General features: G+C 71.8%; 23 protein-coding genes. 13 read left to right on the forward strand and 10 right to left on the reverse strand.

What is annotated here, in order from left to right; translation table 11 throughout:
* Positions 1–143: 143 nt before the first annotated feature.
* The 4 genes from CRYAR_RS36470 (at position 144) to CRYAR_RS44110 (ending at position 4045) form a co-directional block, all read left to right on the forward strand.
* The gene (locus tag CRYAR_RS36470) at positions 144–869 is read left to right on the forward strand and encodes a TIGR03089 family protein (RefSeq protein ID WP_035857749.1); all 726 of its coding nucleotides are present in this window, start codon (positions 144–146) and stop codon (positions 867–869) included.
* A gap of 556 nt (positions 870–1425) precedes the next feature.
* Positions 1426–2112: a glycosyltransferase family 2 protein gene (locus CRYAR_RS36475; protein WP_035857750.1), complete on the forward strand. Its 687-nt coding sequence runs from the start codon at positions 1426–1428 to the stop codon at positions 2110–2112.
* Positions 2113–2133: 21 nt separating this feature from the next.
* Complete coding sequence (locus CRYAR_RS36480) at positions 2134–2958, forward strand: DUF1028 domain-containing protein (protein ID WP_035857751.1); 825 nt, start codon at positions 2134–2136, stop codon at positions 2956–2958.
* Positions 2959–3013: 55 nt separating this feature from the next.
* Complete coding sequence (locus tag CRYAR_RS44110) at positions 3014–4045, forward strand: hypothetical protein (RefSeq protein ID WP_051571407.1); 1032 nt, start codon at positions 3014–3016, stop codon at positions 4043–4045.
* On the opposite strand, the gene CRYAR_RS36490 is transcribed toward CRYAR_RS44110, so the two are convergent.
* Complete coding sequence (locus tag CRYAR_RS36490; protein ID WP_157018325.1) at positions 4035–5555, reverse strand: DUF7379 domain-containing protein; 1521 nt, start codon at positions 5553–5555, stop codon at positions 4035–4037. The genes CRYAR_RS44110 and CRYAR_RS36490 overlap by 11 nt on opposite strands.
* 316 nt (positions 5556–5871) lie before the next feature.
* Here CRYAR_RS36490 and CRYAR_RS36495 point away from each other — a divergent pair, with 316 nt between their 5' ends.
* Positions 5872–7230, forward strand: a complete 1359-nt coding sequence (locus tag CRYAR_RS36495) for a UDP-glucose dehydrogenase family protein (protein ID WP_245620582.1) — start codon at positions 5872–5874, stop codon at positions 7228–7230.
* Between the two features lie 57 nt (positions 7231–7287).
* Positions 7288–7686: a CoA-binding protein gene (locus CRYAR_RS36500; RefSeq protein WP_035857753.1), complete on the forward strand. Its 399-nt coding sequence runs from the start codon at positions 7288–7290 to the stop codon at positions 7684–7686.
* On the opposite strand, the gene purE is transcribed toward CRYAR_RS36500, so the two are convergent.
* Positions 7679–8167 (reverse strand): 5-(carboxyamino)imidazole ribonucleotide mutase, encoded by a 489-nt coding sequence (gene purE, locus CRYAR_RS36505; RefSeq protein ID WP_084701426.1) that lies wholly within the window; start codon positions 8165–8167, stop codon positions 7679–7681. The genes CRYAR_RS36500 and purE overlap by 8 nt on opposite strands.
* On the reverse strand, positions 8164–9360 hold the full coding sequence (locus tag CRYAR_RS36510; protein WP_035869245.1) for a 5-(carboxyamino)imidazole ribonucleotide synthase: 1197 nt from the start codon (positions 9358–9360) through the stop codon (positions 8164–8166). The genes purE and CRYAR_RS36510 overlap by 4 nt, the downstream gene beginning before the upstream one ends.
* Before the next feature lie 85 nt (positions 9361–9445).
* Between CRYAR_RS36510 and CRYAR_RS36515 the strand changes: the two genes are divergently transcribed.
* The gene (locus CRYAR_RS36515; protein WP_051571409.1) at positions 9446–9910 is read left to right on the forward strand and encodes a GtrA family protein; all 465 of its coding nucleotides are present in this window, start codon (positions 9446–9448) and stop codon (positions 9908–9910) included.
* Between the two features lie 76 nt (positions 9911–9986).
* Positions 9987–10481, forward strand: coding sequence for a GtrA family protein (locus tag CRYAR_RS36520; protein ID WP_063725978.1), 495 nt, complete (start codon positions 9987–9989; stop codon positions 10479–10481).
* Here CRYAR_RS36520 and CRYAR_RS36525 read toward each other — a convergent pair.
* On the reverse strand, positions 10478–10996 hold the full coding sequence (locus tag CRYAR_RS36525) for a PH domain-containing protein (protein WP_035857756.1): 519 nt from the start codon (positions 10994–10996) through the stop codon (positions 10478–10480). The genes CRYAR_RS36520 and CRYAR_RS36525 overlap by 4 nt on opposite strands.
* 94 nt (positions 10997–11090) lie before the next feature.
* Between CRYAR_RS36525 and CRYAR_RS36530 the strand changes: the two genes are divergently transcribed.
* Positions 11091–11582 carry a Gmad2 immunoglobulin-like domain-containing protein gene (locus tag CRYAR_RS36530; RefSeq protein ID WP_035857757.1) on the forward strand — a complete coding sequence of 164 codons (492 nt, stop codon included), beginning with the start codon at positions 11091–11093 and terminating at the stop codon, positions 11580–11582.
* Positions 11583–11601: 19 nt separating this feature from the next.
* On the opposite strand, the gene CRYAR_RS36535 is transcribed toward CRYAR_RS36530, so the two are convergent.
* Positions 11602–13407 (reverse strand): RelA/SpoT family protein, encoded by a 1806-nt coding sequence (locus tag CRYAR_RS36535; protein ID WP_051571411.1) that lies wholly within the window; start codon positions 13405–13407, stop codon positions 11602–11604.
* A gap of 304 nt (positions 13408–13711) precedes the next feature.
* Here CRYAR_RS36535 and CRYAR_RS36540 point away from each other — a divergent pair, with 304 nt between their 5' ends.
* On the forward strand, positions 13712–14305 hold the full coding sequence (locus CRYAR_RS36540; RefSeq protein ID WP_035857759.1) for a PadR family transcriptional regulator: 594 nt from the start codon (positions 13712–13714) through the stop codon (positions 14303–14305).
* A gap of 148 nt (positions 14306–14453) precedes the next feature.
* Here CRYAR_RS36540 and CRYAR_RS36545 read toward each other — a convergent pair whose 3' ends face one another.
* Together CRYAR_RS36545 and CRYAR_RS36550 are read right to left on the reverse strand one after the other, a co-directional pair.
* On the reverse strand, positions 14454–15101 hold the full coding sequence (locus tag CRYAR_RS36545) for a response regulator (protein WP_035857760.1): 648 nt from the start codon (positions 15099–15101) through the stop codon (positions 14454–14456).
* Between the two features lie 2 nt (positions 15102–15103).
* Complete coding sequence (locus CRYAR_RS36550; RefSeq protein ID WP_051572357.1) at positions 15104–16333, reverse strand: ATP-binding protein; 1230 nt, start codon at positions 16331–16333, stop codon at positions 15104–15106.
* Between the two features lie 640 nt (positions 16334–16973).
* On the opposite strand from CRYAR_RS36550, the gene CRYAR_RS44115 reads away from it, so the two are divergent.
* The 3 genes from CRYAR_RS44115 to CRYAR_RS36570 all read left to right on the forward strand — a co-directional run bounded on the left by CRYAR_RS44115 (position 16974) and on the right by CRYAR_RS36570 (position 21122).
* Positions 16974–19040, forward strand: a complete 2067-nt coding sequence (locus tag CRYAR_RS44115) for a PspC domain-containing protein (RefSeq protein ID WP_157018331.1) — start codon at positions 16974–16976, stop codon at positions 19038–19040.
* Complete coding sequence (locus tag CRYAR_RS47775) at positions 19037–19687, forward strand: hypothetical protein (RefSeq protein WP_051571413.1); 651 nt, start codon at positions 19037–19039, stop codon at positions 19685–19687. Before CRYAR_RS44115 ends, CRYAR_RS47775 begins: the two co-directional genes overlap by 4 nt.
* A 202-nt stretch (positions 19688–19889) precedes the next feature.
* The gene (locus tag CRYAR_RS36570) at positions 19890–21122 is read left to right on the forward strand and encodes a phosphatidylserine decarboxylase (RefSeq protein ID WP_051571414.1); all 1233 of its coding nucleotides are present in this window, start codon (positions 19890–19892) and stop codon (positions 21120–21122) included.
* A 60-nt stretch (positions 21123–21182) separates the two neighbouring features.
* Here the strand turns inward: CRYAR_RS36570 and CRYAR_RS36575 are convergent, their stop codons facing one another.
* From CRYAR_RS36575 to CRYAR_RS36585, 3 genes are all read right to left on the reverse strand, one after another.
* Positions 21183–22088, reverse strand: a complete 906-nt coding sequence (locus tag CRYAR_RS36575) for a CDP-alcohol phosphatidyltransferase family protein (RefSeq protein ID WP_035857762.1) — start codon at positions 22086–22088, stop codon at positions 21183–21185.
* A gap of 470 nt (positions 22089–22558) precedes the next feature.
* A complete protein-coding gene (gene guaA / locus CRYAR_RS36580; protein WP_035857763.1) occupies positions 22559–24124 on the reverse strand; it encodes a glutamine-hydrolyzing GMP synthase in 1566 nt (521 codons plus the stop codon).
* Between the two features lie 52 nt (positions 24125–24176).
* Entirely contained in the window at positions 24177–25943 is a 1767-nt protein-coding gene (locus CRYAR_RS36585; RefSeq protein ID WP_051571415.1) for a GMC family oxidoreductase N-terminal domain-containing protein, read from the reverse strand.
* Positions 25944–25975: the final 32 nt, after the last annotated feature.

Genomic DNA, 25975 nt, shown 5'->3' on the forward strand with positions numbered 1-25975 from the left:
TTCGGTGTGGGCTTCGGGCGTGGATCGGCGTCCACGAATGAGCCGTCGGCGCGGTCGGTTGCGGGTTGAGAAGGGTTGCGGCCGTGCACCCGGTCCCCACCGGGCGTGCAACGATTCGGCAACCGACGAGGCGAGGAGCACCCATGGAGTCACCGGACGCGGCGCTGCGGAGCGCGCTGGCAGCCGACCCCGGGCGTCCGCTGATCACGCAGTACGACGACCGCACCGGCGAGCGCGTGGAGCTCTCCGTCGCCACCGTCGACAACTGGGTGTCCAAGACCGCGAACCTGCTGCAGGAGACCGGCGTCGAGCCCGGGGCGACGGCCGCGGTGCTGCTGCCGGCGCACTGGCAGACCGCCGTGGTCCTGCTCGGGTGCTGGCGGGCCGGGGTCGCGGTCGGGTACTCCCCCGTACCGGGGGCGGCCCTCTCGGCCGACGTCGAGCCGCGGGTGGTTTTCACGGCGGCGGACCGGGCCGCGGAAGCGGTGGCGCTGGGAGCCGATTTCGGCGTCGAAGAGATCTGGGCGCTCTCGCTGGCACCGATGGCCATGCCGCTGCGCGAGGTGCCGCCCGGCGTGGTCGACTACGCCACCGAGGTGCGCGTCCAGGGCGACCGCTTCACGCCGTACGCCCCTGTGGGCTCCACGGGTCCCGGTCTGCACGACGCCCGGACCCGCGCCGCCGAACTAGGGCTGGGGTCCGGCGGGCGGTTGCTCGTCGAGACCGACGAGAAGGTGCAGCCGTCGGTGGTCGACTGGCTGCTGGCACCGCTCGTGGTGGGCGGCGGGGTGGTGTTGCTGCGTCACCCGGACCCGGCCCGGGTGGACCACGTGGCCGGGACGGAGCGGGTCACCGCGCGGCTCGCGTGAACGGAAGAACCCCGGCCCGCTCGTGAGCGGGCCGGGGCCGGTATCTCCTGGAAGAAGTACGGGGCTCCACCCCCTGGGGAGGATCGAGTGGAGAGCAGTACCTCTTCGACCGTGTCGCCGAATCGTCTACCGCGTGCCGCGATCAGCCTCTTCGGCAAAACCGGCTAATAAGCCGCCGTCGGAGACCCGGATCGTTCCGGATCGTTGACGGCGCCTCCTCGAGCCGGCGTCGTGCTCCGTCGTGCACGACGGGCGGGACCGGACGTTCCAGCTGGAGGTCTCGCCCGCACAACGCCCCGGGTTACCGGGAACATCGGCGGAGCCCGGCATCACGGCACGTCGGTGCCGCGTAGCCAGTGGCACTGGCGACTCAGCCACCGACCACGTTGCGACCAACGACTGTGCCATGCCACCCCCTTCCGTGCGTCCAGATATGGACATAACGTGTCTATCAGAATCAAAGCGGCAATGGAAGCCTTCCGTAACACTGCACCCGATTGCACCGGTGCCCTCATGGACCTCTCCTGAGGTGGACGGCAATCCCTAGACTCAGCGCGTGAAGCTGTCGGTCCTGATGCCCGTCTTCAACGAGGAACGCACGGTTGCGAGCGCGATCAAGCGGGTCCTCGACGTCGACTATCCGTGTGCGGTCGAGCTCGTGGTGGTCGACGACGGTAGCCGCGACCGCACCGCCGCGGCACTCGCCGGTATCGGCGACAGCCGGATGATCGTCGGGTCGCACCCGCTCAACCGCGGGAAGGGCGCCGCCGTGCGCACCGCGGCCGCGCTGGCCACCGGCGACTACGTCGTGGTGTGCGACGCCGACCTGGAGTACGCCCCCGAGGACATCCCGAAGCTGGTCCAACCGGTGCTCGACGGCGACGCCCAGGTGGTGTTCGGCACCCGCACGTTCGGCTCGCACGCGTCCTACTCGTACTGGTACGTCCTCGGTAACCGGGGCGTCACCACCGCCTGCAACGTGCTGTTCAACTGCTACCTCACCGACCTCGAGACCGGCTTCAAGCTGATGCCGCTCGAGCTCTACCGCGACCTGGACGTCCGCGAACCGGGTTTCGGCATGGAAGCCGAGATCGCCGCCAAGCTGCTCCGCCGCGGGATCCGGCCGTACGAGGTGCCGGTCAACTACCGGGCCCGCGGCCGGGCCGAAGGCAAGAAGATCACCTGGCGTGACGGCGTCGAGGCCGTCTGGATCCTGGGCAAGATCCGCGCCGGGGGGCGCTGACCGGGGCCGTACGCTGACCGCGTGACCTTTTCCGTTGTCGGACGAGATCCGGTCACGGGAGAACTGGGCGTCGGGGTGGCGTCGTGCGTGCTCGCCGTAGGCCGGGCCGTGCCGTGGGGCAAAGCCGGTGTCGGGGTGGTGGTCACCCAGTCGCAGCCCCGCCGGGGGTACGGCCCGCACGCGCTGGCCGGCCTGGAGGCCGGGGTGCCGGTCGGCCGGGTGCTTCCCACACTGCTCTCCCGCGACGCCGGGGCCGCCGGGCGCCAGGTCGCGATCCTCGCCGCCGACGGGTCGGTCGCAGTGCACACCGGCGAGGAATGCCTCGCCGCCAGCGGCGACCGCTACGGCGACGGCTGGAGCGTCCAGGGGAACCTGCTCCGCTCGCCCGACGTCCTGGACGCGATGGTCGACGCTTACCTGCGCAATCCGCTGCCGCTGGCCGAGCGGCTGCTCGTCACGCTGGAGGCCGGCGAGGCGGCCGGCGGGGATCTGCGCGGACGCCAGTCGGCGTCGCTGCTCGTCGTCGGCGGCAAGCGGTTGGCCGAGCCGTGGGACGGCGTGGCGGTGGATCTGCGGGTCGACCACGCCCGGGATCCACTCGCCCAGCTCCGGCAGCTGCTGTCGCTCCAGCGGGGCTACGAGGGTGGTGACAGCGCCGCGCTGGCCGATCTGGCCCCCGACAGCACGAAGGCGATGCACGCCGCGCTGGAGGCCGCCCGGCGGGGCGACCTGGAGGGCGCGCGGGCGGCGGTGGCGGAGCTGCGGCGCAACCCGCAGTGGGAGGAGTGGTTGCGCTCGGGCGCGGTAGCCGGACGTTTCCCTCATCTCACCCAGTTGCTCGACTGAGGTTTCGTGGGGCGGGAAGATTGTCACCTGACCCACGTCGGCCCGGGGAGATCTTATGCGGCACTTCGGCAGTCTGGTGCTCGCGCTCGTTCTCGCCCCGGTGGTGTGGGTGGCGATCGCGTTCGGCACGAATCGTCTGGCCCGGTCGGTGCTCGCCTTATCCGGCTCGTCGGATACCGACAAATATCTGGGTATCGGGCTGCTCCTGGTGGCGGCCATCGCGCTCGGCGTACTGCTCGTGCCCCGGATCTCGCCGGTGGGGCCGGTGATCGCGGGGGCCGGGTTCCTGGCGGTCTCCGCGCTCGGCCTGTCGTCCGGTTCACCGGTGTACGACCTCGGCAAAGACGTGCTGAGCACGGCGGACCAGCAGACGCTGGTGTCGCCGATCCCCACCGGCTACCTGTGGCTGGCCGGTTTCCTGCTGCTCGTGCCGCTCGTCGTTCCGGCGCGGTGGCGCAAGCAACGCGGAGCGGAACCGGCCGCGGCACCGGCCGCCGGCCCGTACGGCCCCGGAGGGCCGCAAGGGCCCGGCGGGCCCGGCGGCACCGCCCCCGGCTCGGGCGCTCCCACCGCTTACAACCCCACTTCGGGCGCCCCGGGAACCTACGGCTCCGGCCCGGGCGGGCCCAATCCGTACGAGCCCAATCCCTACGAACCCAAGCCGTACGAACCCAGCCCCTACGGCTCGGGCCCGCCGAGCCCCGGCCCGTACGAGCCCGGGAACTCCCCGACGCTCGTCGGCTCCCCGCCCGGCAGCCCGGCCAACGCCGACAACCCGCCGCCGGCCACGCCGTACTACTCCGACTACAACAACGACCGGCCCGCCCAGAGCCCCGGCTCGGCCCAGTTCCCGTCGGCGTCGCCGTACCCGGGCTCCGCGGGCGCGCAGTACCCGCCGTCCACCTACGGATCGCAGTTCCCGGCCCACGACGCCCACCAGGCGCCGAACTACCCCGCGAACTACTCCGCGCCGGAACCGCCGCCCGGCCCCACCAGCTACTCGCCGACGGTCTACGGCCGCTCCCGCCCGGACGACGAGCCGGACCGGCCCGACGACCCGCAGGAGACCCGCCGGATCAATCCGTGACCGCGCCCGGCAGCCACTCGCCGATCGTCGCCCGCACCCGGGCGTCGGCGAAGAACGCCGTGTGCGCGACGGTGCTCGGTGCCGGGACCACGAACGGGTCGGCGATCCGGTACTCCCCGGCCTCGTAGACGCCCCGCGTCGGCACGACGAGGTCGTTCCCGGCTCCGAAGAACGGGTCGACGATCGCGTTCAGCGCTTTCAGGCGCAGGTCGCCGTCCGCGGGGGTGAAGTCCGACGTCACCGCGCGCACCCAGCCGGCGCCACGCACCGCGCCGCCGATCGCGCGCCGGTTGGCGTCCGCGACCGCCGGGTTGCCCGGATCCATCGCGGTCAGGCCGGCCAGCCCGGTGAAGACGCCGGTCGCGATCTGTTTGACCAGCTCGATCACGCTCTCGACGGTCGCCGTCGACAGCTCCTCGGGGAGCAGCGACAGCAGGTTCGTGAAGACGTCGAGCAGCGTCGTCCACCGCTTCGGCGACGCCAGCACCGTGCCGTCGTTCGGCGTTCCGACGTGGATCAGCCGGCGGACGTGCGGGGCCGGCACCCCCGCCGCTCCGGCCGACCCCGGGTCGGCGATCCGGCGGCCGACCAGGCCACCCCGGGAGTGCGTGAGCACGTCGAGCGTGACCGGCCGGTCACGCGGTAATCGTTCGAGGAACCAGCGTGCGTTCGCCGACGGGTCGACGTGCAGCGTCTGGTGGTCGAAGCCGAGCACGCGCCCCTCGTAGCGGGCGACGAGTTCGGCCAGGCCAGGGCCTTCTCCGGGCCGGGCGAGCCCGGCGAAACCGCTGCGTATCGTGCTGAACGTTCCGTGCACGAGCAGCAGAAAGGGCTTGTCGGCCAGCTCGGCGAGACGGGCCGTGGCCACGCCGTCGGGCGGCGGCACGTCGGCCAGCGTCTCCGGCGTGAGCAGGTTGAGCGAGTGGGGACGGTGGCGGTTCTCCCACCAGCCGACGACCACCTGACCGGCGGCGGCCGCGGCCGACTCGATCGGGAACCGGATCAGGTGCAGCACCTTCCGGAGCCCGAAGCCGACGAGCGCCCGGCGGTCGTCCTGCTGCACCGGGACCCGGAACACCTGCCCGAGCCCGGCACGGACCGGGGCGGCACCGCGGCGCGGGGCGCCCGTACCGTCGGCGATCGCGGCCGCGGTGGTGACCGCCTCGACGTCCACGTGCCACCGCACCAGGCCGACGTCGTCGACCTCCAGCACCACCTGGCCCTCGTCGGGGCCGGGCGCGGGCACCGTCACCTCGACGTACGGCGCCTCGCCGGTGAAACCGCGGGCCGAGACGGCGAGGTCGTCGAGCGGCACGCCGAGCACCACACGCATCCCGGCCGCGGCGAGCAGCGGCGCGAGCGGGGCCGCGGCCCCGGACAGGTCGTCGGCCAGCACGCTCCGTACCGTTCCGGGACGGCGGACCGCCCCGACGACCGCGCTGACGCCCGACGAGGAGATCCGGACACCGTCAGCGAGTTCCAGCTCGTGGTCACGCTCCAGCTCGGGCACGGTGACCAAAATAGACGAACGCCGGAACACGAGTGATCTCGGTCACGTACCGAGGGGGTCGCCTCCACCCCGAGTCGGAGCCAGTCGGCCGGTAGATACCGAAAGAAGTGGCCACGGTCAACTTCTCTTCATCCCGTAACGCGACCATTAACGCCCATTAAGTCGTTCTGAGACCACCGGGTGAGGCGTGTGGTTCCGCATGCAGGATCGCGGGCATCATCTACCCTCGAACGGTTGAATCGACCCGGACGGCCCCTGCACCCCGCCCGGCCCAGTAGAGCTGACCCGGTGGGTCTTGCCACAGGAGGAAGCACGCGTGTCGGAATCGATCCCCCAACGACCTCGTCTGACCATTCTCGGCACGGGCTATCTCGGGGCCACCCATGCCGTCTCGATGGCCGAACTCGGCTACGAAGTACTCGGCGTCGACGTCGATGAGTCGAAGATCACCAAACTCGCGGACGGGCAGGTTCCGTTCCACGAGCCCGGCCTGGACGAGATGTTGCGCCGCAACCTGGCCACCGGCCGGCTGCGGTTCACCACCTCGTACGCCGAGGCCGCCGATTTCGGTGACGTCCACTTCGTCTGCGTCGGCACCCCGCAGAAGGCGGGCAGCATGGCCGCCGACATGCGTTACGTCGAGTCGGCCGTGGTCTCGCTCGCGCCGCACCTGACCCGCAAGGCGCTCGTCGTCGGCAAGTCGACGGTGCCGGTGGGCACGGCCGAGTGGGTCGAGGAGCTCGTCGAGCAGCACTCGCCCGAGGGCCTCGGGGTCGAGGTCGCCTGGAACCCCGAGTTCCTCCGCGAGGGCTTCGCCGTCGAGGACACCCTGCGCCCCGACCGCCTCGTGTTCGGCGTGAAGAGCGAGTGGGCGCAGCAGATGCTCGAGGCCACCTACAAGGGTGTGTACGAGCTCGGCGTCGCCGAGGACCGTGAGGTTCCCACCGTCGTCACCGACTTCCCCACCGCGGAGCTGGTGAAGGTCGCGGCGAACTCCTACCTGGCCACGAAGATCTCGTTCATCAACGCGATGGCCGAGGTGTCCGAGGTCGCCGGCGCCGACGTGACCCAGCTCGCCAAGGCGATCGGCTACGACGTCCGGATCGGCAACAAGTTCCTCCGGGCCGGTGTCGGCTTCGGCGGCGGCTGCCTGCCCAAGGACATCCGCGCGTTCCAGGCCCGCGCCGACGAGCTCGGCGTCGGGCACGCGCTGAAGTTCCTCAACGAGGTCGACCAGATCAACAACCGCCGCCGCGAGAAGGCGGTCTCGCTCACCGCCGAGCTGGTCGGCGGATCCGTGGCCGGGGCTCGGGTCGGCGTGCTCGGGGCCACGTTCAAGCCCAACTCCGACGACGTGCGTGACTCGCCGGCCGTCGCGGTCACGCGGCTGCTGGCCGAAGCGGGCGCCCAGGTCACCGTCTACGACCCGCAGGGCATCGACAACGCCAGGCGCGCGCTGCCGTCGGTGGCGTACGCGACCTCGGCGGTGGACGCGATCCGCGACGCCGACGCGGTCGTCGTGCTGACCGAGTGGGAAGAGTTCCGGCACGCCGACCCGGTGGCGCTGGGCAACCTGGTCGCGCACAAGCGTGTGGTCGACGGCCGTAACTGCCTCGACCCCGCGGTGTGGCGCGCGGCGGGCTGGGAGTACCGCGGGATGGGCCGCAACGCCTGAGCGGGTTTCGCCGTCAGGGCCCGGGCAGCTGCCCGGGCCCTGACGTACGTTTGGGGCATGCACAGCTCGGCTGACGACATCCGCACGTTGCTCGCCGCGAAGACGTGGGCGTTCGTGGGGCTCACCGACACCCCGCACCGCACCGTGTACCAGATGGCCGCGTTCCTGCAGCGCAACGGTGTGAAGGTCGTGCCGGTGAACCCCCGGGCCGAGACCGTCCTCGGCGAGGAGGGCCACACGTCGGTTCCGGACGGCGTCGACGTGGTGGCGGTGTACCGGCGCTCGCAGTTCGTCGGGCCGCACGTCGACGAGGCGATTTCCACCGGCGCCACGGGGGTCTGGACGCCGCTCGACGTCGTGGACGAGGACGCCGCCCAGCGGGCCCTCGGCGCCGGGCTCACGGTCGTGATGGACCGCTGCCCGAAGATCGAGTGGCCGGCGTACGGCCCTAGCTGAGCTCTTTCTGCAGCGCTTCGTCCTTGGTGGCCACCAGGGCGCGCAGATCGTCCTGGAACGTGGCCATCCGGGCGCGGAGCGTCTCGTCGGTGGCGGCCAGGATGCGCACGGCCAGCAGGCCGGCGTTCCGGGCGCCGCCGATGCTCACGGTGGCCACCGGGACGCCTGCGGGCATCTGCACGATCGAGAGCAGCGAGTCCATGCCGTCGAGGTACTTCAGCGGCACCGGGACGCCGATCACCGGCAGCGGCGTCATCGACGCGACCATGCCGGGCAGGTGAGCCGCTCCCCCGGCGCCGGCGACGATGACCTTCAGCCCGCGGTCCGCGGCTGACTCGGCGTAGTCGAGCATCGCGCGCGGAGTGCGGTGCGCGGACACGACACGCACCTCGTGGTCGACGCCGAACTCGGTCAGGGCTTCGGCGGCGGCCTTCATCGTCGGCCAGTCGGAGTCGCTGCCCATGATCAAGCCAACGGTCATTCTTGCTTCCCCTCGCGCAGCCAGTGCACCGCGCGCCGGGCCCGGCGGCGGACGTCGTCCAGATCGTCGCCGAGCGCGGTGACGTGCCCGACCTTGCGCCCGGGGCGCAGTTCCTTGCCGTACAGATGCACCTTGACGCCCGGCTCGGCCGCCATCATGTGGTGGATGCGCTCGTCGAGCGTCATCTCGTGCGGCGGCCGGTGGTGCTCCTCGGAGCGGGGGTACGTGCCGGGGCTCGGGGGCGTCACGTCGCCGCCCAGCAGGTTGGCCATCACGACGTACGGCGCGGTGAGGCCGGTCGCGCCGAGCGGGTAGTCGAGCACGGCACGCAGGTGCTGCTCGAACTGCGACGTGCGCGAGCCCTCGATCGTCCAGTGCGCGGAGTTGTGCGGGCGCATCGCGAGTTCGTTGACCAGGATGCCGTCCGCGGTCTCGAACAGCTCCACCGCCAGCACGCCGACGACGCCGAGCTCCGACGCGAGCCGGATCGCGAGCTCCTGGGCCTCGATCGCCTTCTCCTCGGAGAGGCCCGGTGCCGGCGCGATCACCTCGACGTTGATGCCGTCGCGCTGCACGGTCTCGACGACCGGCCACGCGGCGACCTGGCCGAACGGCGAACGGGCGACGACCGCCGCCAGCTCGCGCACCAGCGGCACGCGCTCCTCGACGATCAGCGGCGTACCGGCGTCGAGCAGTTCCTGCACCTGCGACGGGTCGCTCACCATCCAGACGCCCCGGCCGTCGTACCCGCCCCGGGCGGCTTTGACCACCACGGTTGCGCCGCCGAACCGGGCCACGTCCTCGACCGAGGTGACCGGGGCCCAGCGCGGCATCGGGGCGCCGAGCGACGCGAGCTTCGCGCGCATGACCGCTTTGTCCTGCGCGTGGATCAGCGCGTCCGGACCCGGGTACACGGTGACGCCCTCGGCCACCAGCGCACGCAGGTGCTCCGGCGGCACGTGCTCGTGGTCGAACGTCACCACCTCGGAGCCGGCGGCCAGCTTGCGCAGCGCGGCGAGGTCGGTGTGATCGCCGATCAGGACGTCGGCCGCGACGAGTGCGGCGCCGTCGTCGGGGCTGACGGCGAGGATGCGCAACGACTGGCCGAGCGCGATCGCGGCCTGGTGGGTCATCCGGGCTAGCTGGCCGGCGCCCACCATGCCGACCACCGGGAGTCCGGTACGGGGGTGCATGGCCATGAGGCTATCTGGCCAGCGACGATCCCCCGGCCCCCGGTCACCCCGACCCCGACGTGACCGCGGGTCGTATTCTCGATCGGTGAGCTTCGTCCGGCGGCTGCGCGAGCGATGGCACGCCCTGATCAAAGAGCTGACGAAGTTCGGCATCATCGGCGTCGTCAACACGGTGCTCGACTTCGCGGTCTGGAACGCGCTGCTGTTCATCGGCCCGATCAAGGCCCAGGTGATCTCCACCCTGGTGTCGGCCACGTCGTCGTACTTCATGAACCGTCACTGGACGTTCCGGCACCGGGCCCGCTCCGGGCTCCGCCGTGAGTACCTGTTGTTCTTCGGGTTCAACGCGATTGGGCTGTTGATCACAGCGGGCATCCTGGGCGTCGCGTCATACGTGTTCCACATCGACAGCGTCGCCGCGCTGAACGTCGTGAAGTTGTTCGCGATCGGCGTCGCGACGATGTTCCGGTTCTGGGCCTACCGACGGTGGGTGTTCCTGCATCCGGAGGACACGCTGTACGAGCCCGAAGAAACACCGGCCGCCCGTTAGTACAACTGGAGTGACAGTTGTTCATATCTGACCAATGCCGCATGGTTGCGTGCACCGAGTCTCTATCGTGGCCCTCGTGACTTTGTTGGCGAAGCTCCGCGCCGGTCGGGAGAAGCTCATCCGTCAGCTGGCGTCGTTCGGCGTCATCGGCGCGGTGAACTTCGTCGTCGACACCGCGATCTTCAACGCGCTGTTCTCGATCGGGCCGGTGAAGGCCCAGATCGTGGCCACCACCGTGGCGACGACGCTGGCGTACTTCGCGAACCGCTACTGGACCTTCCGCAAGCACGAGCGGTCCGGGCTGCGCCGCGAGTACCTGCTGTTCTTCCTGCTCAACGGCGTCGGGCTCGCGATCACCGCGCTCATCATGGGCGTCGCGAAGTACGGGTTCGACCTGCACGACCAGCTCGCGCTCAACGTCGTGCGGCTGTTCGCGGTCGGCGTCGCGACCGTGTTCCGGTTCTGGTCGTACAAACGGTGGGTGTTCGGCAAGGAACTCGAGCCGGAGACCGTCGCGGTGGAGGTGCCCGGGCAGCGCACCGAGCGCGAGCGGGTCCGCGTCGAGAGCTAGAGCTCCTCGAACTCCTCTTCGAGCTCGTCCTCGCGCTCGTCGTCGAACTCCTGGATCAGCTCGTAGATCGCCGCCTGCACGCTCTCGACGCGCGGCACGTTCTGCACCACGACGACGCCCCGGTCGGCCGCCAGCTCCACGTAGAGAGTGCCGCAGCGCAGGGCCCGCTCGAGCAGCGTGTGCTCGAACGAGACCTCCTCGATCCGGCTGAGCGGGACGTCGCGCCCGTGCCGGGCGAAGACCCCGGAGCGCAGCAGCAGCCGCCGGTCGGTGACGGTGAGCGTCGTCGTCAGCCAGTGCAGCAGCGGACGCGACACCGCCGCGGCGACGATCACCAGCGCCGCGGCCGCGATCCCCCACCGGGTGTCGGCCTGCGGAACGACGGCGATCGCCAATCCGGCCAGTGCCACCACGACGACCGTGACGATCGCCGGGCGGACGAGCACCCGCACGTGCGGGTGCCGATGGACGACGACTTCTTCGCCGTCCATCAGAAGGCGATACGGAACGGCCACCAGCGTCTCCGTACTATTCGGTCAAAACTGGGCGTCGGTGCTCGACCTCGCGCCCGGCAGGCTAGAGCATGTGGACCGGAAGCGGGGGGAACACATGCGGCGACACGACACTTGGCGCATTCGCACGACGGCGGCCGGCCTGATCGCCACCGGCGTTCTCGGCGTCGTCAGCGCGTGCGGAGGCGGTTCCGGGGAACGCTCCGACGATGCGGCGGCCACGCCCGCGGCGTCGGAATCGAGCAGTTCGACGGCCGCGGCCACCGCGGCGGCGAGCCCGATCGCGAGCGCCGCGCTCGACGCGGCGATCACGCTGACCGCGCCGACGCAGGACGCCGCCGTCGGCCGGAGCTTCGTCGTGCGTGGGTCCGGGGTGGCGTTCGAGGGCACGTTGCTCTGGAAGCTCAGCGACGGGGCCGGGGTGGAAGCCGTGAGCGGGTTCGCGTCGGCCGGCGCCACCGAGAAGCAGCCGTTCCAGTTCACGGTCGAGGCGCCGCAGGCCGGTACCTACACGCTCACCGTGTACCGCGAGTCCGCCGACGACGGGAGCCCCACCGACGTGGTCACGCGACGGCTGACCGTGCGCTGAGCTCTACTCGCGGTGGGCCCTACTCCTCGCCCGGGCCGTCGACGATCAGGATCAGGCGCTTCGCCACGTCGTTCGGGTCCAGGCGGCCGTCCGCGACCGCCGCGCAGAGCGAGTCGTGGTCGGGCAGGTCCAGCACGCGGGCCAGCATCGACAGCGGGCGGTCGTGGGCCAGTACCCGGCCCTCGGCCGCCAGCGCCGCGGCGATGTCCCGGCGGCCGGTCTCGACCGACACGTCCGAGACGTCCTCGGCGAACCAGCGGCGGATCTGGATCTGCGCCTGCGGGCTCTTGGTGAACTGCAGCCACTCCTCGCTCGGCCCCGAGTACTCGGACGGCGACGTGAGGACTTCCACCACGTCGCCGTCGGAGAGGGGCCGCGCCAGCGGTACGAGCTGGCCGTTGACCTTGGAGCCGATGCACCGGTCGCCGAGGTGCGTGGACACCGCGTAGGCGAAGTCGACGGGCGTCGCGTTCTCCGGGAGGCTTATCGCGCGGCCGTTCGGCGTGAAGACCAGGACCTCGTGGTCGGAGAGGCCGGAGCGGAGCGAGTCCATGAACTCGCCCGGCTCGGCGGCGTCCCCCTGCCAGTCGAGCACCCGCTGCAGCCACTCGAGCTCGACGGCGGCGTCCCCGGCCCGGTCGCGGCCGAAGCGGTGCAGCGCGGCGATGCCGTACTCGGCGACGCGGTTCATGCCCTCGGTGCGGATCAGCACGTCGCAGCGGCCGTCGGGCGCGATGACCGTGGTGTGCAGCGACTGGTACATGTTGAACTTCGGGACGCCGATGTGGTCCTTGAAGCGGCCCGGCATCGGGTGCCATCGCCCATGGATCGCGCCGAGGGCCGCGTAGCACTCGGTGGGGTCGCCGTCGATCACGATGACGAGCCGGTCCGCGCCGATGAAGTCGTCGGGGGCGTTCGGCGTCTTGTTGATCTGCTTCCAGACCGACTTGAGGTGCCGCTCGCGCCAGGTGACCGTGGCTTTGATCTTGCCGGTCCGCAACTCGGCCATGGCCTCGCGGACCAGGCCGTCGAGGTAGGCCTTGCGCTCGACCATCCGCGTCTCGACGCGCCGCTCGACCTCGGCGTACGCGTCCGGCTGGAGGATGCGGAAGACCAGGTCCTCGAGCTCACGCTTGATCTTGTGGATCCCGAGCCGGCCGGCCAGCGGGATCAGCACCTCGCTCGTGGCCCGCGCGATGCGCTGCTGCGAGGGACCGGACTTGAAACCGAGCGTGCGCATGTTGTGGACGCGGTCGGCGAGCTTGATGACGAGCACCCGCGGGTCACGCCCGGCCGTGATGATCATCTTGCGGTTGGTCTCGGCCTCGGCCAGCTCCTTGCCGAAGCGGACCTTGTCGAGCTTGGTCAGCCCGTCGACGAGCAGCGCGACCTCGTCGCCGAAGTCGGCACGCAACTGGTCGAGCGTGTACTGGGTGTCCTCCACCGTGTCGTGCAGGATCGCGGCGACCAGCGCGGTGGTGTCCATGCCCAGCTCGGCGCAGATCTCGGTGACCGCGAGCGGGTGGGTGATGTACGGCTCGCCGCTCTTGCGCATCTGACCGCGGTGGGCGCGCTCGGCGATCGTGTAGGCCCGCCGGACGACCTCGACCTCGGCGCGCGGGTGCACCTGCCGGTGCAGCGTGAGCAGGGTGTGGAGCGGGTCTTCGACGCGATTACGTGCGGTGTTCGCTGAACCGGCACGGAGCAACCCGCGGAGCGTTCTGCGTGCTGCCGGCCCCCCCGTTACCGCTCCGCCGGAATCCACAGTTTCTGAGGTGCGGTTTCCGAGCGGCTGGGTTCCGAACGGGGTGGCCTCGGCGCTCATGCCTCGGCCCGTCCAGGGAAGACATGACCCGGACACAGGTCGGACATTCGTTGGAGCGCACGCGTCGACATAGCGGGCACCCACCCCCAGTCGGTCGCCGAGACAGGAAGTCGAGTTGTACCGATGGTATGCGCCCAAACGGCACCTTGGCGCCCCTGACCGGGCGTCCGATCCGATGCGCTAGCTCACCATTGGCCGTTCGACGGAGCTCTGCTAACTGAAAGGTCTCGGCGGGGGTTGCATCGAGATGTTCTTCCGATATATCGTTAGTGCATCGGTAAGAACACGCACTCAGGAGGCACTCATGTACCGCACCCCTCATGAACACCACGAACACCGCGGCCGAGGCCGTGGCCGGCAGGGCTTCTTCCCCGGCTTCGGCGGTCAGCCGCCGTTTCCCCCTGGCCCGCCCGGCTTCGGCCCGTTCGGCGGCCCGCACGGCCGCGGCGGGCGCCGCACCCGGCGGGGCAATGTCCGCGCCGCCGTTCTCGCGCTGCTCCGTGAGCGCCCGATGCACGGCTACGAGATGATCGGCGAGATCGCCGAGCGCAGTAACGGCGTCTGGCGGCCGAGCCCCGGCTCGCTCTACCCGGCACTCCAGCTCATGGAGGACGAGGGTCTCGTCACGATCGAGGAGGCCAACGGCAAGAAGCTGGTCTCGCTCACCGAGCGCGGCCGGGCCGAAGCCGAAGCGCTCGCCGAGGGTCCCGCGCCCTGGACGCAGGCGTCGGAAGGCGTCGACCAGAGCGTGCAGGATCTGCACGCCGCGATCGGCCCGGTCCTGCAGGCCGCTGGTCAGGTGGCCCAGGTGGGCACCGAGGAGCAGCGCGCCAAGGCGATCGAAATCCTCACCGAAGCCCGCCGCAAGCTGTACGGCCTGCTAGCCGAAGGTGAGTAACCAAAAGCGGGCTCGCGGCCCTGCTGTTTGGTTTGAACCTGGAGCCCGCTGAGGGCGACGCTGCCGATCGGGCGGCAGGACGCCGCGTATAAGTGATACTCAAGTCCTGCCGCCCGCTCGGCAGCGTCGTTCTCAGCGGGCCGCCCCCTCAGATGAGACGCCGGTCCACGGCCCAGCGGCTCAGCTCGTAGCGGTTGGACATCTGGAGTTTGCGCAGGACGCTCGACACGTGCGTCTCGACCGTCTTCACGGAGATGAACAGCTCCGAGGCGATCTCCTTGTACGCGTAGCCCCGCGCCAGTAAACGCAGCACCTCGCGCTCGCGGTTCGTGAGCAGGTCGAGTTCGGGGTCGCGAACCACGGTCTCGGGGCGCTGCGTGAACGCGTCGAGCACGAACCCGGCCAGGCGGGGCGAGAACACCGCGTCGCCCTCGGCGACCCGCCGCACCGCGTCGGCGAGCTCGTCCGCCGCGATCGTCTTGGTCACGTAACCCCGCGCGCCGGCGCGGATCAGCCCGATCACGTCCTCGGCGGCGTCGGACACGCTCAACGCCAGGAACTTCACCTGCGGCAGCGCCGGCCGGATCGCCTCCAGCACGGCGCGCCCGCCCCCGTCGGGCATGTGGACGTCGAGCAGCACGACGTCGGGCGTGAGCGCGGTGATCACCGACACCGCCTGCGGCACCGTGCTGGCCTCGCCCACCACCTCGACGCTGCCGCCGAGCTCCGCGCGCACGCCGGCTCGGAACATGCCGTGGTCGTCGACGAGCACCACTCGGATCGGTCCGTCAGTCATCGTTACTCACCGTTCGTACGCTTCATCGTCAGCCGGACTTCGGTACCGCTCCCGGGGCTGCTCCGGATCTCGGCCTTCCCGCCGTGCCGCTCCATCCGACCGAGGATCGAGCCGCGCACACCGTGCCGGTCGTCGTCCACGCGCGAGGGGTCGAACCCCTTGCCCCGATCGCGGATGAACACGCTCACCTGCTCGGGTTCGATCTCGGCGTACAGCGACACGGACGCTACCCCGGCGTGCTTGCCCGCGTTGACGAGAGCCTCCCGCGAGGCCTGGACGAGCGCGGTCAACGCCGGATCCAGGTCGCAGTCGCCCACCACCACCGCGTCGACGCTCACCGCGAACGCGTCCTCGACCTCGGCCGCGGCCTCCTCCAGCGCGGCGCCGATCCGCTCGGTCGCCGACGCGGTCGGCTTGTACAGCCAGTTGCGCAGCGAGCGCTCCTGGCCGCGGGCCAGCCGGGCGACCTCCCGCGAGTCGTTCGCGCGACGCTGGATCAGCGCCAGCGTGTGCAGCACCTGGTCGTGCACCATCGCCGCGATCTCGGCCCGCTCCTGCGACCGGATCCGCTCGCTGCGCTCGGCCCGCAGCTCGATCGCGATCTGCGCCAGCCAGGGCGCGATCACCAGCGCGACGCCGGCCAGCAGCACGCTGCCGAAGAGCAGACCGTCGCGGACCGACTCCCACTCACCGGAGAACACCAGGAAGCCGACCAGCCCGACCATCACGAGCAGGGCGCCACCGAGCAGCCGCACCGCGGTCATGCCCCGGCCGCCGGAGAGCACCGGGCCGAGCCACGGCACCTGCGGCGTCGCGGCGGTCCAGCGTTTGCGCTGCACCGGATCGGCTCGACGCCAGACCAGCGCCGCACCGACCGCCACCACGCCGAGGCACCAGACGAGTACCAGCTGCGTGCTCTGACGCAGACCCAGCAGCACCACGATGATGCCGAGGCCGAACACCAGGAACGCGACCAGCTGCCCGGTGTCGCGGTGGCTGCCGCGCTGCTCGGCGGCCGGGTCGAGGCTGAGCACGGCCCAGAAGACCGCGTAGAGCACGGCGCCGAGGCCGCCGAAGGCCAACAACGCCAAGAACACCAGCCGGACGACGATCGGCCGCGCGCCGATGTGCTCGGCGATACCCGACGCGACGCCGCCCAGAACCCGGTCGTCGGTGCGGCGGTAGAGGCGGCGGATCGGGATGCCGGACGGGGTCGAGAGGCCGGAGTTCACCGGGTCGGCGGCCGGGGGCTGCACGGTGCGCGCGGCGGCCCGGCGCACGGCCTCGGCGGCACGCTCGGCGGCGGCGCCGTGGGAGGCCGCGTGCTGAGCGGCGATGCGTGCGACGGATTCCCGATGGGCGTCGGCGTGCTTGGCGGCGATGCGGTCGGCTTCCGCGCGGGCCTGCTGAGCGCTGAGGAACTGAGCGGTCAGCTGCTGCGCCTCGGCGTAGGGCACCGCGTCGGGCAGGCCGGTGGGTGTCCCCGGAGGGAGCAGGCTCGACGCGAACGGGTTCGGAGCGAACGGGTTCGGGGCGGTCGGGTTCGGGGCGGTCGGGGTGGACGCCGGCATCGCGGAGGCCGCCGCCATGGGATCCGCCCAGGTGGGAGCGGGCCCGAAGGGCGCGGCCCAGGTGGGAGCGGGTGCGGGCGGGGTGGGCGCGGGAGGGGCGGTGGCGGGACCGGCGCCGGGCCCGCGGTGGGCTGGCGTAGTGATCGTTCCTCCCGGTGTTCGTCGGCGACTCCGATCGTCACACGCACAGCGGCGGGAGGCCACGGGGTGAGCCCCGGAGATACGGCCCCGAGGCAGATCAGGGTCCGATCAGGGTCGTGCCCGATGGTTCGGGGGCTCTTCGGCCAGGAGTATCGGTGACATGGACAGCCTCGACCCCCGCCGGGAGCCAACGCCGGATTCCGGCTCCACCTCGCCCAGCGGCTCGGCCGCGGCGTCGGACTCCGCATCGGGCGGCCCGACGCCGTCCGCCGGGCCGACCGACCCGACGCCGAACCTCGACGCCGCGTCGGACGTTCCTCCGCCCCCGGACGCGTCTCCGTCTTCCGGTGCCCCCGCCCAGCCCGCTCCCCCGAGCAGCGCCGCGCCCCCCACCAGCGAGCCCGCGAGCACGGATGCCCCGCCGCAGAGCGGCCCGTCTCCAGACGCGGGCACCCCGCCGCAGAGCGGGCCGGTGCCGCCGGGAGGCACGCCGCCGGGGCCGATGCCGCCGCACGGGGGTGTGCCGCCGCACGGGGGGATGCCGCCGTTCGGGGGTGGCGCGTGGAACGCCGGGGGCGGTAACGGCTGGAGCTGGAACCGCGGCCGGACGCTCACCCGTACCCGCCAGGGCAAGCTCGTCGCCGGCGTCTGCGCCGGGCTGGGCCGCACCACCGGTGTCGACCCGATCCTGTTCCGCGTGATCCTCACCGTGCTGGTCTTCTTCGGCGGCATCGGCGCGCTGCTCTACCTGGTCGCGTGGATCGCGCTCCCGGTCGACGAGGAGCCGGCCTCGCCGCTCGAGTCGCTGCTCGGACGCGGCCGTTCCGACACCTCGCCTGCGGTCACGGTCGGCCTGATCGTGCTCGCCGCGCTGCTCCTGATCGGCTCGCTCAGCAACGGGTTCGCTTCGACCGCGCTGCTGGCCGCGTGCCTGATCGGAGGAATGATGCTGCTCCGGCGCGCCGGTGGGCACGGTGGTCACCCCGCCGCACCGGCCGGCCCGACCGGTCCCGTGCCCGACGGCACGCTCGGCTTCACGCCTCCGGCCGGCCCCTGGACCCCCGGCAACACGCCGACCCCCGGCAGCACGCCGACCCCGGGCGGCACGCCGCCGCACGGTGGCACGCCGAACTCCGGTGGCACGCCGAACCCCGGCACGCCGAACTCGGGCCTCACTCCGACGGCCCCGGACGCACCGGTGACCGACGCCTTCCACGCCCCCGGCCACCCGGCTGCCGCGGTCCCCGCCTCGGTGCCGACGGCCGAAACCCCGCTCACCGCGCCGGTCGCTCCCGACCCGGCCGCGCCGACCGGCGGAGAAACCCCGTACCCCGCGGCTCCGCACGCCGCCGCACCCCAGCCCGGGACCCCGCACGCCGGAACCCCGCACGCTGCGGCGCCGTACGGCGCACCGTCCACCGGGACTCCGTACGCCGGCGCGCCCTACGCCCCGAACCAGTTCGGGTCCGGCCCGTACAACACCGGCCCCTACGGCTCGCCGGGTCAGCCCTACACCCAGCCGTTCGCTCCCTACGGACCGTACGCACCGGTCTCCGGTCCGGGTGTCGTGCCGCCCCCGCCCCCGTATCCGCCGGTCGGCTACCCCGGTAAGCGGAAGAAGGAGCGGTCGGTGCTCGGCCGGCTCACCTTCTCGATCGCCTGCCTCGCGATCGTCGTGCTGCTGATCATCAACGCGAGCGGCGTCCACATCCCGTTCACCGGGTTCGTGGCCCTGGCGCTGGGCATCGTCGCACTCGGGCTGTTCGTCGGCGTCTGGGTGGGCCGGGCCCGCTGGCTGATCCCGATCGGCCTGATCCTGGCGGTGGCGCTCGGCGCCGGTTCGATCGCCGAGAACGTCGACGGCGGCCCCGACCACGGCGCGCGCAACGTCAACTACGTCCCGACCACGCTCGCCGATGTGCGGCCGTCCTACCAGCTCGGAGCGGGCGACCTCGACCTCGACCTGCGCAACGTCGACTTCACCGGCGTCACCCGCACGATCGAGGTGGAGTCCGGCTTCGGCGACACCACCATCCAGCTGCCCGAGGACGTGGACGTCACGGTCACCTACGACCTCGGTGCCGGCGACGCCAAGATCCTGGAGAATCAGCAGGGCGGCATGGGAGTTTCCGATTCCGTCACCGACAACGGCGAGAACGGCGCGGACAGCAGCGATCTGACGCTCGTCGTCCACCACGGCGCCGGTGACCTGGAGGTCACGCGATGAAGAGGCACCCCGTCGACAGCGTCTCGCTGGTCTTCGCCCTGCTGTTCAGCGCGGCGGTGGCGTGGTGGGGGGTCGCGATGATCAGTCGTGATCCGCTGCACGTCCCGGCAGCCTGGATCGGCGCCGGCACGCTGCTGATCATCGGCCTGGTCGGGCTGATGAGCGCGCTCCGTCCGCAGCGTCAGGCGGAGGCTCCGCTCACCGTTCCGCCGGCGCCCCAGCCGGCGCTGGACGTCGACCCGTACAACGACCCGTTCCTGGCGTCGGTGTCGCTGCCCCGGGTGGACGGCGTGCTCGACGCGGACGCCATCGCCGCCGCGTACCGCGAGGCCGGCTTCGACGACCCGGCGCCGGTCTCCTCCCCCACCGCGATCTCCGCCCCCACCGCGGTCGCCGACCGCCCGGTGAGCGGCCCGGGTGCGGACACCGCCGCTCCGGCCACCGTCCCGACCTTCGACGACCCGGTCGTCACCCCGGGCGCTCCGTCCCCGCGTGACGACCGGCCGACGGACGCCGAGGCGCCCACCGTGGGCATCCCGGCCAAGGACGCGGACACCGACACGCAACTGCCGGTGGCGGAGCGGGCGGTTCGGGACGGCGACACGAAGCAGCTGCCCGCCGACCGGGACGGCGGGGCGACGTCGTGACGTGGCTCCTGGTCGCCGGCGTGATCGGTCTGGCCGCCCTCGCGGTGGTGGTCCGGGTCGACACCGCTTCGACGTCCACAGCGGACCGGCGGTGCACCGACCACTGAGCGCACGACGAACCGGACGCGCCTCCAGCAATATGCTGGGGGCGCGTCCGGCGGTTGAGGTTCGGACGATTCAGCGCCGAAACCCAGGGTGAGGTATGGCAGACCACGTGATTTCCCAGCCCGACGCGGGCCCGCTCGCGTTGTCCGATCGGCCTGTCGGGCCCGCGGCCGCGAAGGTCCTGGTCAGTGAGGTCGCCCGGCACCCGGGCCCGAAGACCGTGCTGGTGATCGGCGCGGGCGCCGGGGACGCCGTGGTCGACCGGGTGCTCGCGGTGCTGATGCCGGGCGATCACGCGATCGTCGTGGCCGAGGGGCCGGCCGACGAGCTGCTCGCCGCCGCGGCGACGCTCGCCGGGCGGGTGTCCGTCCGTAAGGACCTGCCGACCGACGTGTCGGAGCTGCCCGGCCCGGTCGACGTGGCGGTCGTCGCGCGTCCCGTGCTGCACCCGACGGTCGTGGACCGGATCCGCCCGCTGCTGGCCACCGACGGTGTCCTCGCGGTCGCCACCGACGCGACCGGCGGCGACCCGCTGACCGGCGTCGTCGACGACTACGCCGTCCGCACCGACCGGGTGTTCCGCTCGTTCCCGCCGCTGCGGGTGCACCAGCTGCGGTTCGCGCCGGCGACGCCGCACCTCGCGGCCCGACTCGACCCGGCCGTGGTGCCCAGCCACGTGGCGGTCACGAAGCGGATGGGGATCGACTCGAACGGCGTCGCGTTCGGCGGGCTGGTGGCCGGGGTCGCGCTGCTGACGAAGGTCGTCCGGCCGCGGTCGAAGGCCTGGCTGGTGCCGGCGGCGCTGGCCGTGCCGGTGGCCGCGTTCTTCCGCGACCCGCGGCGGATCGTGCCCGACGACCCGCGGGCGGTGGTGTCCTCCGCCGACGGCAAGGTGCTCGCGGTGGAGCGGCTCACCGATCACCGGTTCGGGTCGGAGGAGTGGCTGCGTATCTCGGTCTTCCTGTCGGTGCTCGACGTGCACGTGAACCGGTCGCCGGTGGCAGGGCGGGTCGTGTCGGTGCTGCGTGAGGAGGGCGGGTACGCGAACGCGATGACCGCGGCCGCGGAGCACAACGTGGCCTGCTACACCGTGCTGGAGACCGTGCACGGGCGGGTCGTGGTGGCGCAGCGGTCCGGGCTCATCGCCCGGCGGATCGTGAACCGTGCGAAGGTCGGGGCGCTGCTCGCGAAGGGTGAGCGCTACGGCCTGATCCGGTTCGGTTCGCGCACCGACATCTACCTCCCGGCCACCGCCGCCGAGCCTCTGGTCTCGCCGGGCGAGCGCGTGGTCGGCGGCGAGACCGTCCTGGCCCACTGGCTGGCCGACTAGGTTCCGCACACCGAGAAGGGCCGCCCCTCCGGAGGGGCGGCCCTTCTTCGTCCGGGTCGATCAGACCGCGGTGATGCCGCGCTTCTGGCGGGCCCACAGGAGCGGGCCGGACAGGAGGTAGGCGCCGATCAGCAGGCCCAGCGTGGTGACGGGGTCGAGCGCGACAGCCACCGCGCCCACCGGGAGGAGCCACTTCGGCACCCGCTTGAGCGCACCGATCTTCAGGTACGGGAACGAGCTCACCATCGCGATGGCCAGCGCGGCCACGAACAGCGGAGCCGCCCAGCGCCCGGCGTCGGGTTGCAGCAGCACGGCGATCACCGCGATGGCCGCCGCGATCGTCGTCGGCACCCCGGAGAAGAACCGGCCGTTCTTCGGCGACACGTTGAACCGGGCCAGCCGGATCGCGGCGCAGATCGCGACCAGCACGCAGGCGGCGCCGGCCACCACGGTCGGGCTCGGCCCGACGAGCCACGCGAACACCACGACCGGTGTCGCGATGCCGAACGAGCACATGTCGGCAAGCGAGTCCATCTGAGCGCCGAACGGCGTCGAGACGCCGAACGCACGCGCCAGTGCCCCGTCCGCGCCGTCGAACAGCACGCAGCCGAGCAGCACCGCCGCGGCGATCCGCACCTCACCGTGCAGGACCGCGAAGATCGCGACCATGCCCAGCAGGAGGCTCGCGAGCGTGCACGACTGCACGAGCGCGAACTGGCAGCGCCGCGACAGGGTTCGCTCACCAGTGAGCAGTGGCACGTCCTGCGGCGCCTCCTCGGCGAGGATCTCCGCGGGGCTGGGCGCCGCTTCGATGGCACGCCGACGAGTGGGGGCGCCGCGCACGACGTCACCGGCTCTCGGGGCTTGCCCCTCGGGCCACGTGAACGTGGTGTACGGACCGACCGGCTGCACGCCGACGCCGGGCGGAGCGCCCGGGTCGAGCCCGCCGCGCCGCCTCACGAGCACGCGTCGAGCGAATGTGCCGCCGCGGCGAAGTCCTCGACTCCACCGACGGCCAGCCGGACGGGGGCGGTCGGCACGCCGCCGCCATGGTCTCGCTTGCACCCCGAATCCTCCTGGGCCTGGGCCGGGTAGGGCTGCGTCGACTAGGTGCGACGCGCCACCTACTTGGACCGCGAGCGTCTCCTACGCCTGGGTCCCGATCTCGCGGACGTACATTCGCATAGACGTCTGCCCGCGTTCAGATGTTCGACCAGAAAGTATGAGTTCCCCGTCGAAGGGCCGCCCAATCGGAGAACGGCTCAATCAGGGGCACAAACTGGGTCCGATCCCCCACGCGAACCCGCCGCACCTGCACGGCTCCGCACGTTCGACCTGCTCACCGGTGTGCGGCGAGTCCACGGTACCGCACTCGAGCGACCCAAGTGATGCTGGTCACATCCGGCGTGCGGCCCCCAAAGCGGGGGTAGGAAACATCACTCCCACTCGATCGTGCCCGGCGGCTTGCTCGTCACGTCGAGCACCACCCGGTTGACGTCGCGTACCTCGTTGGTGATGCGGGTGGAGATCTTCGACAGGACGTCGAACGGCACCCGGGCCCAGTCCGCGGTCATCGCGTCCTCACTGGTGACCGGGCGCAGCACGATCGGGTGCCCGTAGGTACGCCCGTCGCCCTGCACCCCGACGCTGCGCACGTCCGCCAGCAGCACCACCGGGCACTGCCAGATGCTGCGGTCGAGACCGGCCGCCGACATCTCGGCCCGGACGATCGCGTCGGCCTCGCGCAACAGTTCGAGGCGCTCGGCGGTGACCTCACCGATGATGCGGATCGACAGGCCGGGCCCCGGGAACGGCTGGCGCCAGACGATCGCCTCCGGCAGGCCGAGCTCGAGCCCGACCTGGCGGACCTCGTCCTTGAACAGCGTCCGCAGCGGCTCGATCAGCTGGAACTGCAGATCTTCCGGCAGGCCGCCGACGTTGTGGTGGCTCTTGATGTTGGCGGTGCCGGTGCCGCCGCCGGACTCCACCACGTCGGGGTAGAGCGTGCCCTGAACGAGGAACTGCACGGACTCGCCGTGCGCACCGGCCTCGGCGACGAGTTCGCGCTCGGCGGCCTCGAACGTGCGGATGAACTCGCGGCCGACGATCTTGCGCTTCTGCTCGGGGTCGGTGACGCCCTTGAGCTCGCGGAGGAACTGCTCCTGGGCGTTGACCACCTTGAGCTTGATGCCGGTGGAGGCGACGTAGTCCTTCTCCACCTGCTCGGCCTCACCGGCGCGCAGCAGGCCGTGGTCGACGAAGACGCAGGTGAGCTGGTCACCGACGGCCTTGTGGACGAGCGCGGCGGCGACCGCGGAGTCGACCCCGCCGGAGAGGGCGCAGATGACCTGCTTGTCGCCCACCTGCTCCTTGATCGCCGCGACCTGGTCGGCGATGACGTTGCCCATCGTCCAGTCGGGGCTGATGCCGGCGACCTCGTAGAGGAACTTCTCCAGCATCTTCTGGCCGTCGGCGGTGTGCAGCACCTCGGGGTGGAACTGGACGCCGGCGAAGCCGCGGGCGGTGTCCTCGAACGCGGCGACCGGGGCGCCGGCGGTGGCGGCGGTGACGACGAAGCCCGCCGGGGCCTGGCTGACCGCGTCGCCGTGGCTCATCCAGACGTTCTGCTCGGCCGGCAGGCCGGCGAAGACGACGCCGGGGTCGAGGACCGTGAGCTTGGTGCCGCCGTACTCCCGGCTACCGGTGTGGGCGACCTCGCCGCCCAGGGCCTGGGCCATGGCCTGGAAGCCGTAGCAGATGCCGAAGACCGGGACCCCGGCGTCGAACATCCCGGCGTCGACGCCGGGGGCACCGTCGGCGTAGACGCTCGACGGGCCGCCGGACAGGATGATCGCCGCGGGCTTGCGCGCGAGCATCTGCTCGACCGGCATCGTGTGCGGGACGATCTCGGAGTAGACCTTGGCTTCCCGGATCCGGCGGGCGATCAACTGCGCGTACTGCGCACCGAAGTCAACGACAAGCACCGGGGGCGGAAGGCTCATGTCCCCGAAGAGTAGTGGGTTCTACCACCCACCAACGAATCGGTCCAGAGGATCAGTCGTTCCGCACCGGCCGGGCCTCGTCCGCGGTCACCTGGGCGGCGTCGGCCGGGGTGGGTTGGGAACTCGCGTCGCTCGGGGAGACGACGAACAGCGAGAGGCGGAGCGCGCCCTCGGCGGCGTCGGGGACCGCCGGCGAGACCGGGCGCACGGGCGCCACCGGTCGGTAGGCCTCGCCCGGCGCCGGGCGGGGGTCCTCGTCGCCCCGGTTGGGCCAGAGCGCCATCGCCCGCTCGGCCTGGGCGGTGATCGACAGCGACGGGTTCACCCCGAGGTTCGCCGAGAGCGCCGCCCCGTCGACGACGTGCAGGCCCGGGTGGCCGTACACGCGGTGGTACGGGTCGACGACGCCGGTCTCCGGTGAGTCGCCGATCGCACAGCCGCCGATGAAGTGGGCGGTCATCGGAACGTCGAACGCCTCGACGAGCGTCCCACCGGCCATGCCCCCGATGTGCGACGCCGTGCGCCGGGTGGCCTCGTGCCCGAGCGGCAGGTACGTCGGGTTCGGCGTGCCGTGCCCCGGCCGGGTCGTCATCCGGCGCCGCCCGAACCACGTGCGCTTGGTGTACGTCGTCAGCGAGTTGTCGACCGACTGCATCACCAGCAGGATGATCGTCCGCTCCGACCAGCGCCGCAGCCACAGGATGTGGCGCGCCTTGCCAACGTTCCGGACCATCTCCCGCAGCCACCCCGCCCAGCGGGGACGGCCCGGCGGCGGCAGCACGGTCGTCAGCAGCCCCATGAAGTTGCTTCCCCGCCCGTACCGCACCGGCTCGATGTGCGTGTCGGCGTCCGGGTGGAACGACGACGTGATCGCCACCCCGTCCGCGAAGTTGTCGTCGGGCACCACCCGGAGACGGTTCGCCCCGAGCAGCGCTTCGGAGTTGGTCCGCGCCAGCACCCCCAGCCGCGGCGAGAGCCGCGGCAGCGAACCGCGGTCGCGGCACGCGTGGAGCAACCGCAGGGTGCCCAGCGCGCTCGCCGCCACGACCACCTGATCGGCGGTGAACGTGCGCCGCCCGCGCCCCCACCCGGTCCGTACCGTTTCGACGGCGTAGCCACCCGACGGCAGCGGCCGGACGTCGGTCGCGGTGGTGCGCTCGACGATCGTGGCCCCGTTGGCCTCGGCCAGGTACAGGTAGTTCTTGACGAGCGTGTTCTTCGCGTTGTGCCGGCACCCGGTCATGCACTCGCCGCAGTGCGTGCACCCGGCCCGGCGCGGTCCGGCCCCGCCGAAGTACGGGTCGGGCACGTCCGTGCCCGGAGCGCCGAAGAACACCCCCACCGGCGTCGGGTGGTAGGTGTCCTCGACGCCCATCTCGGACGCCACCGACCGCATCACCCGGTCGGCCGGGGTCTCCCGCGGGTACCGGCGTACCCCGAGCATCCGCGAGGCCTGGTCGAAGTACGGCGCGAGCTCGGTCTTCCAGTCGGTGATGTGGCGCCACTGGGGGTCGTCGTAAAACGCCCGGGGAGGCTCGTAGAGCGTGTTGGCGTACACCAGGGACCCACCACCCACCCCGGCGCCGGCCAACACGAGCACGTCCTTCAGGAGCGTGATGCGCTGAATGCCGTAGCAGCCCAGCCGGGGCGCCCACAGGTACCTGCGCACGTCCCAGGAGGTGCGCGGCAGTTCGTGGTCAGCGAAGCGGCGGCCGGCCTCGATCACCGCGACCCGGTAGCCCTTCTCGGTCAGCCGGAGCGCGCTGACGCTCCCGCCGAACCCGGATCCGATGACCACGACGTCGAAGTGCTCGCCCATGACCCAGAACCGTTACATCGGCTAATGGGACT

It is taken from the genome of Cryptosporangium arvum DSM 44712, assembly GCF_000585375.1.
Classification (GTDB): domain Bacteria; phylum Actinomycetota; class Actinomycetes; order Mycobacteriales; family Cryptosporangiaceae; genus Cryptosporangium; species Cryptosporangium arvum.

Coding starts and splice junctions, on each gene's coding strand:
- CRYAR_RS36470 (WP_035857749.1), top strand. CDS start 144: ATGGAGTCACCGGACGCGGCGCTGCGGAGCGCGCTGGCAGCCGACCCC.
- CRYAR_RS44110 (WP_051571407.1), top strand. CDS start 3,014: ATGCGGCACTTCGGCAGTCTGGTGCTCGCGCTCGTTCTCGCCCCGGTG.
- CRYAR_RS36500 (WP_035857753.1), top strand. CDS start 7,288: ATGCACAGCTCGGCTGACGACATCCGCACGTTGCTCGCCGCGAAGACG.
- purE (WP_084701426.1), bottom strand. CDS start 8,167: ATGACCGTTGGCTTGATCATGGGCAGCGACTCCGACTGGCCGACGATG.
- CRYAR_RS36510 (WP_035869245.1), bottom strand. CDS start 9,360: ATGCACCCCCGTACCGGACTCCCGGTGGTCGGCATGGTGGGCGCCGGC.
- CRYAR_RS36530 (WP_035857757.1), top strand. CDS start 11,091: ATGCGGCGACACGACACTTGGCGCATTCGCACGACGGCGGCCGGCCTG.
- CRYAR_RS36535 (WP_051571411.1), bottom strand. CDS start 13,407: ATGAGCGCCGAGGCCACCCCGTTCGGAACCCAGCCGCTCGGAAACCGC.
- CRYAR_RS36540 (WP_035857759.1), top strand. CDS start 13,712: ATGTACCGCACCCCTCATGAACACCACGAACACCGCGGCCGAGGCCGT.
- CRYAR_RS36545 (WP_035857760.1), bottom strand. CDS start 15,101: ATGACTGACGGACCGATCCGAGTGGTGCTCGTCGACGACCACGGCATG.
- CRYAR_RS44115 (WP_157018331.1), top strand. CDS start 16,974: ATGGACAGCCTCGACCCCCGCCGGGAGCCAACGCCGGATTCCGGCTCC.
- CRYAR_RS47775 (WP_051571413.1), top strand. CDS start 19,037: ATGAAGAGGCACCCCGTCGACAGCGTCTCGCTGGTCTTCGCCCTGCTG.
- CRYAR_RS36570 (WP_051571414.1), top strand. CDS start 19,890: ATGGCAGACCACGTGATTTCCCAGCCCGACGCGGGCCCGCTCGCGTTG.
- guaA (WP_035857763.1), bottom strand. CDS start 24,124: ATGAGCCTTCCGCCCCCGGTGCTTGTCGTTGACTTCGGTGCGCAGTAC.
- CRYAR_RS36585 (WP_051571415.1), bottom strand. CDS start 25,943: ATGGGCGAGCACTTCGACGTCGTGGTCATCGGATCCGGGTTCGGCGGG.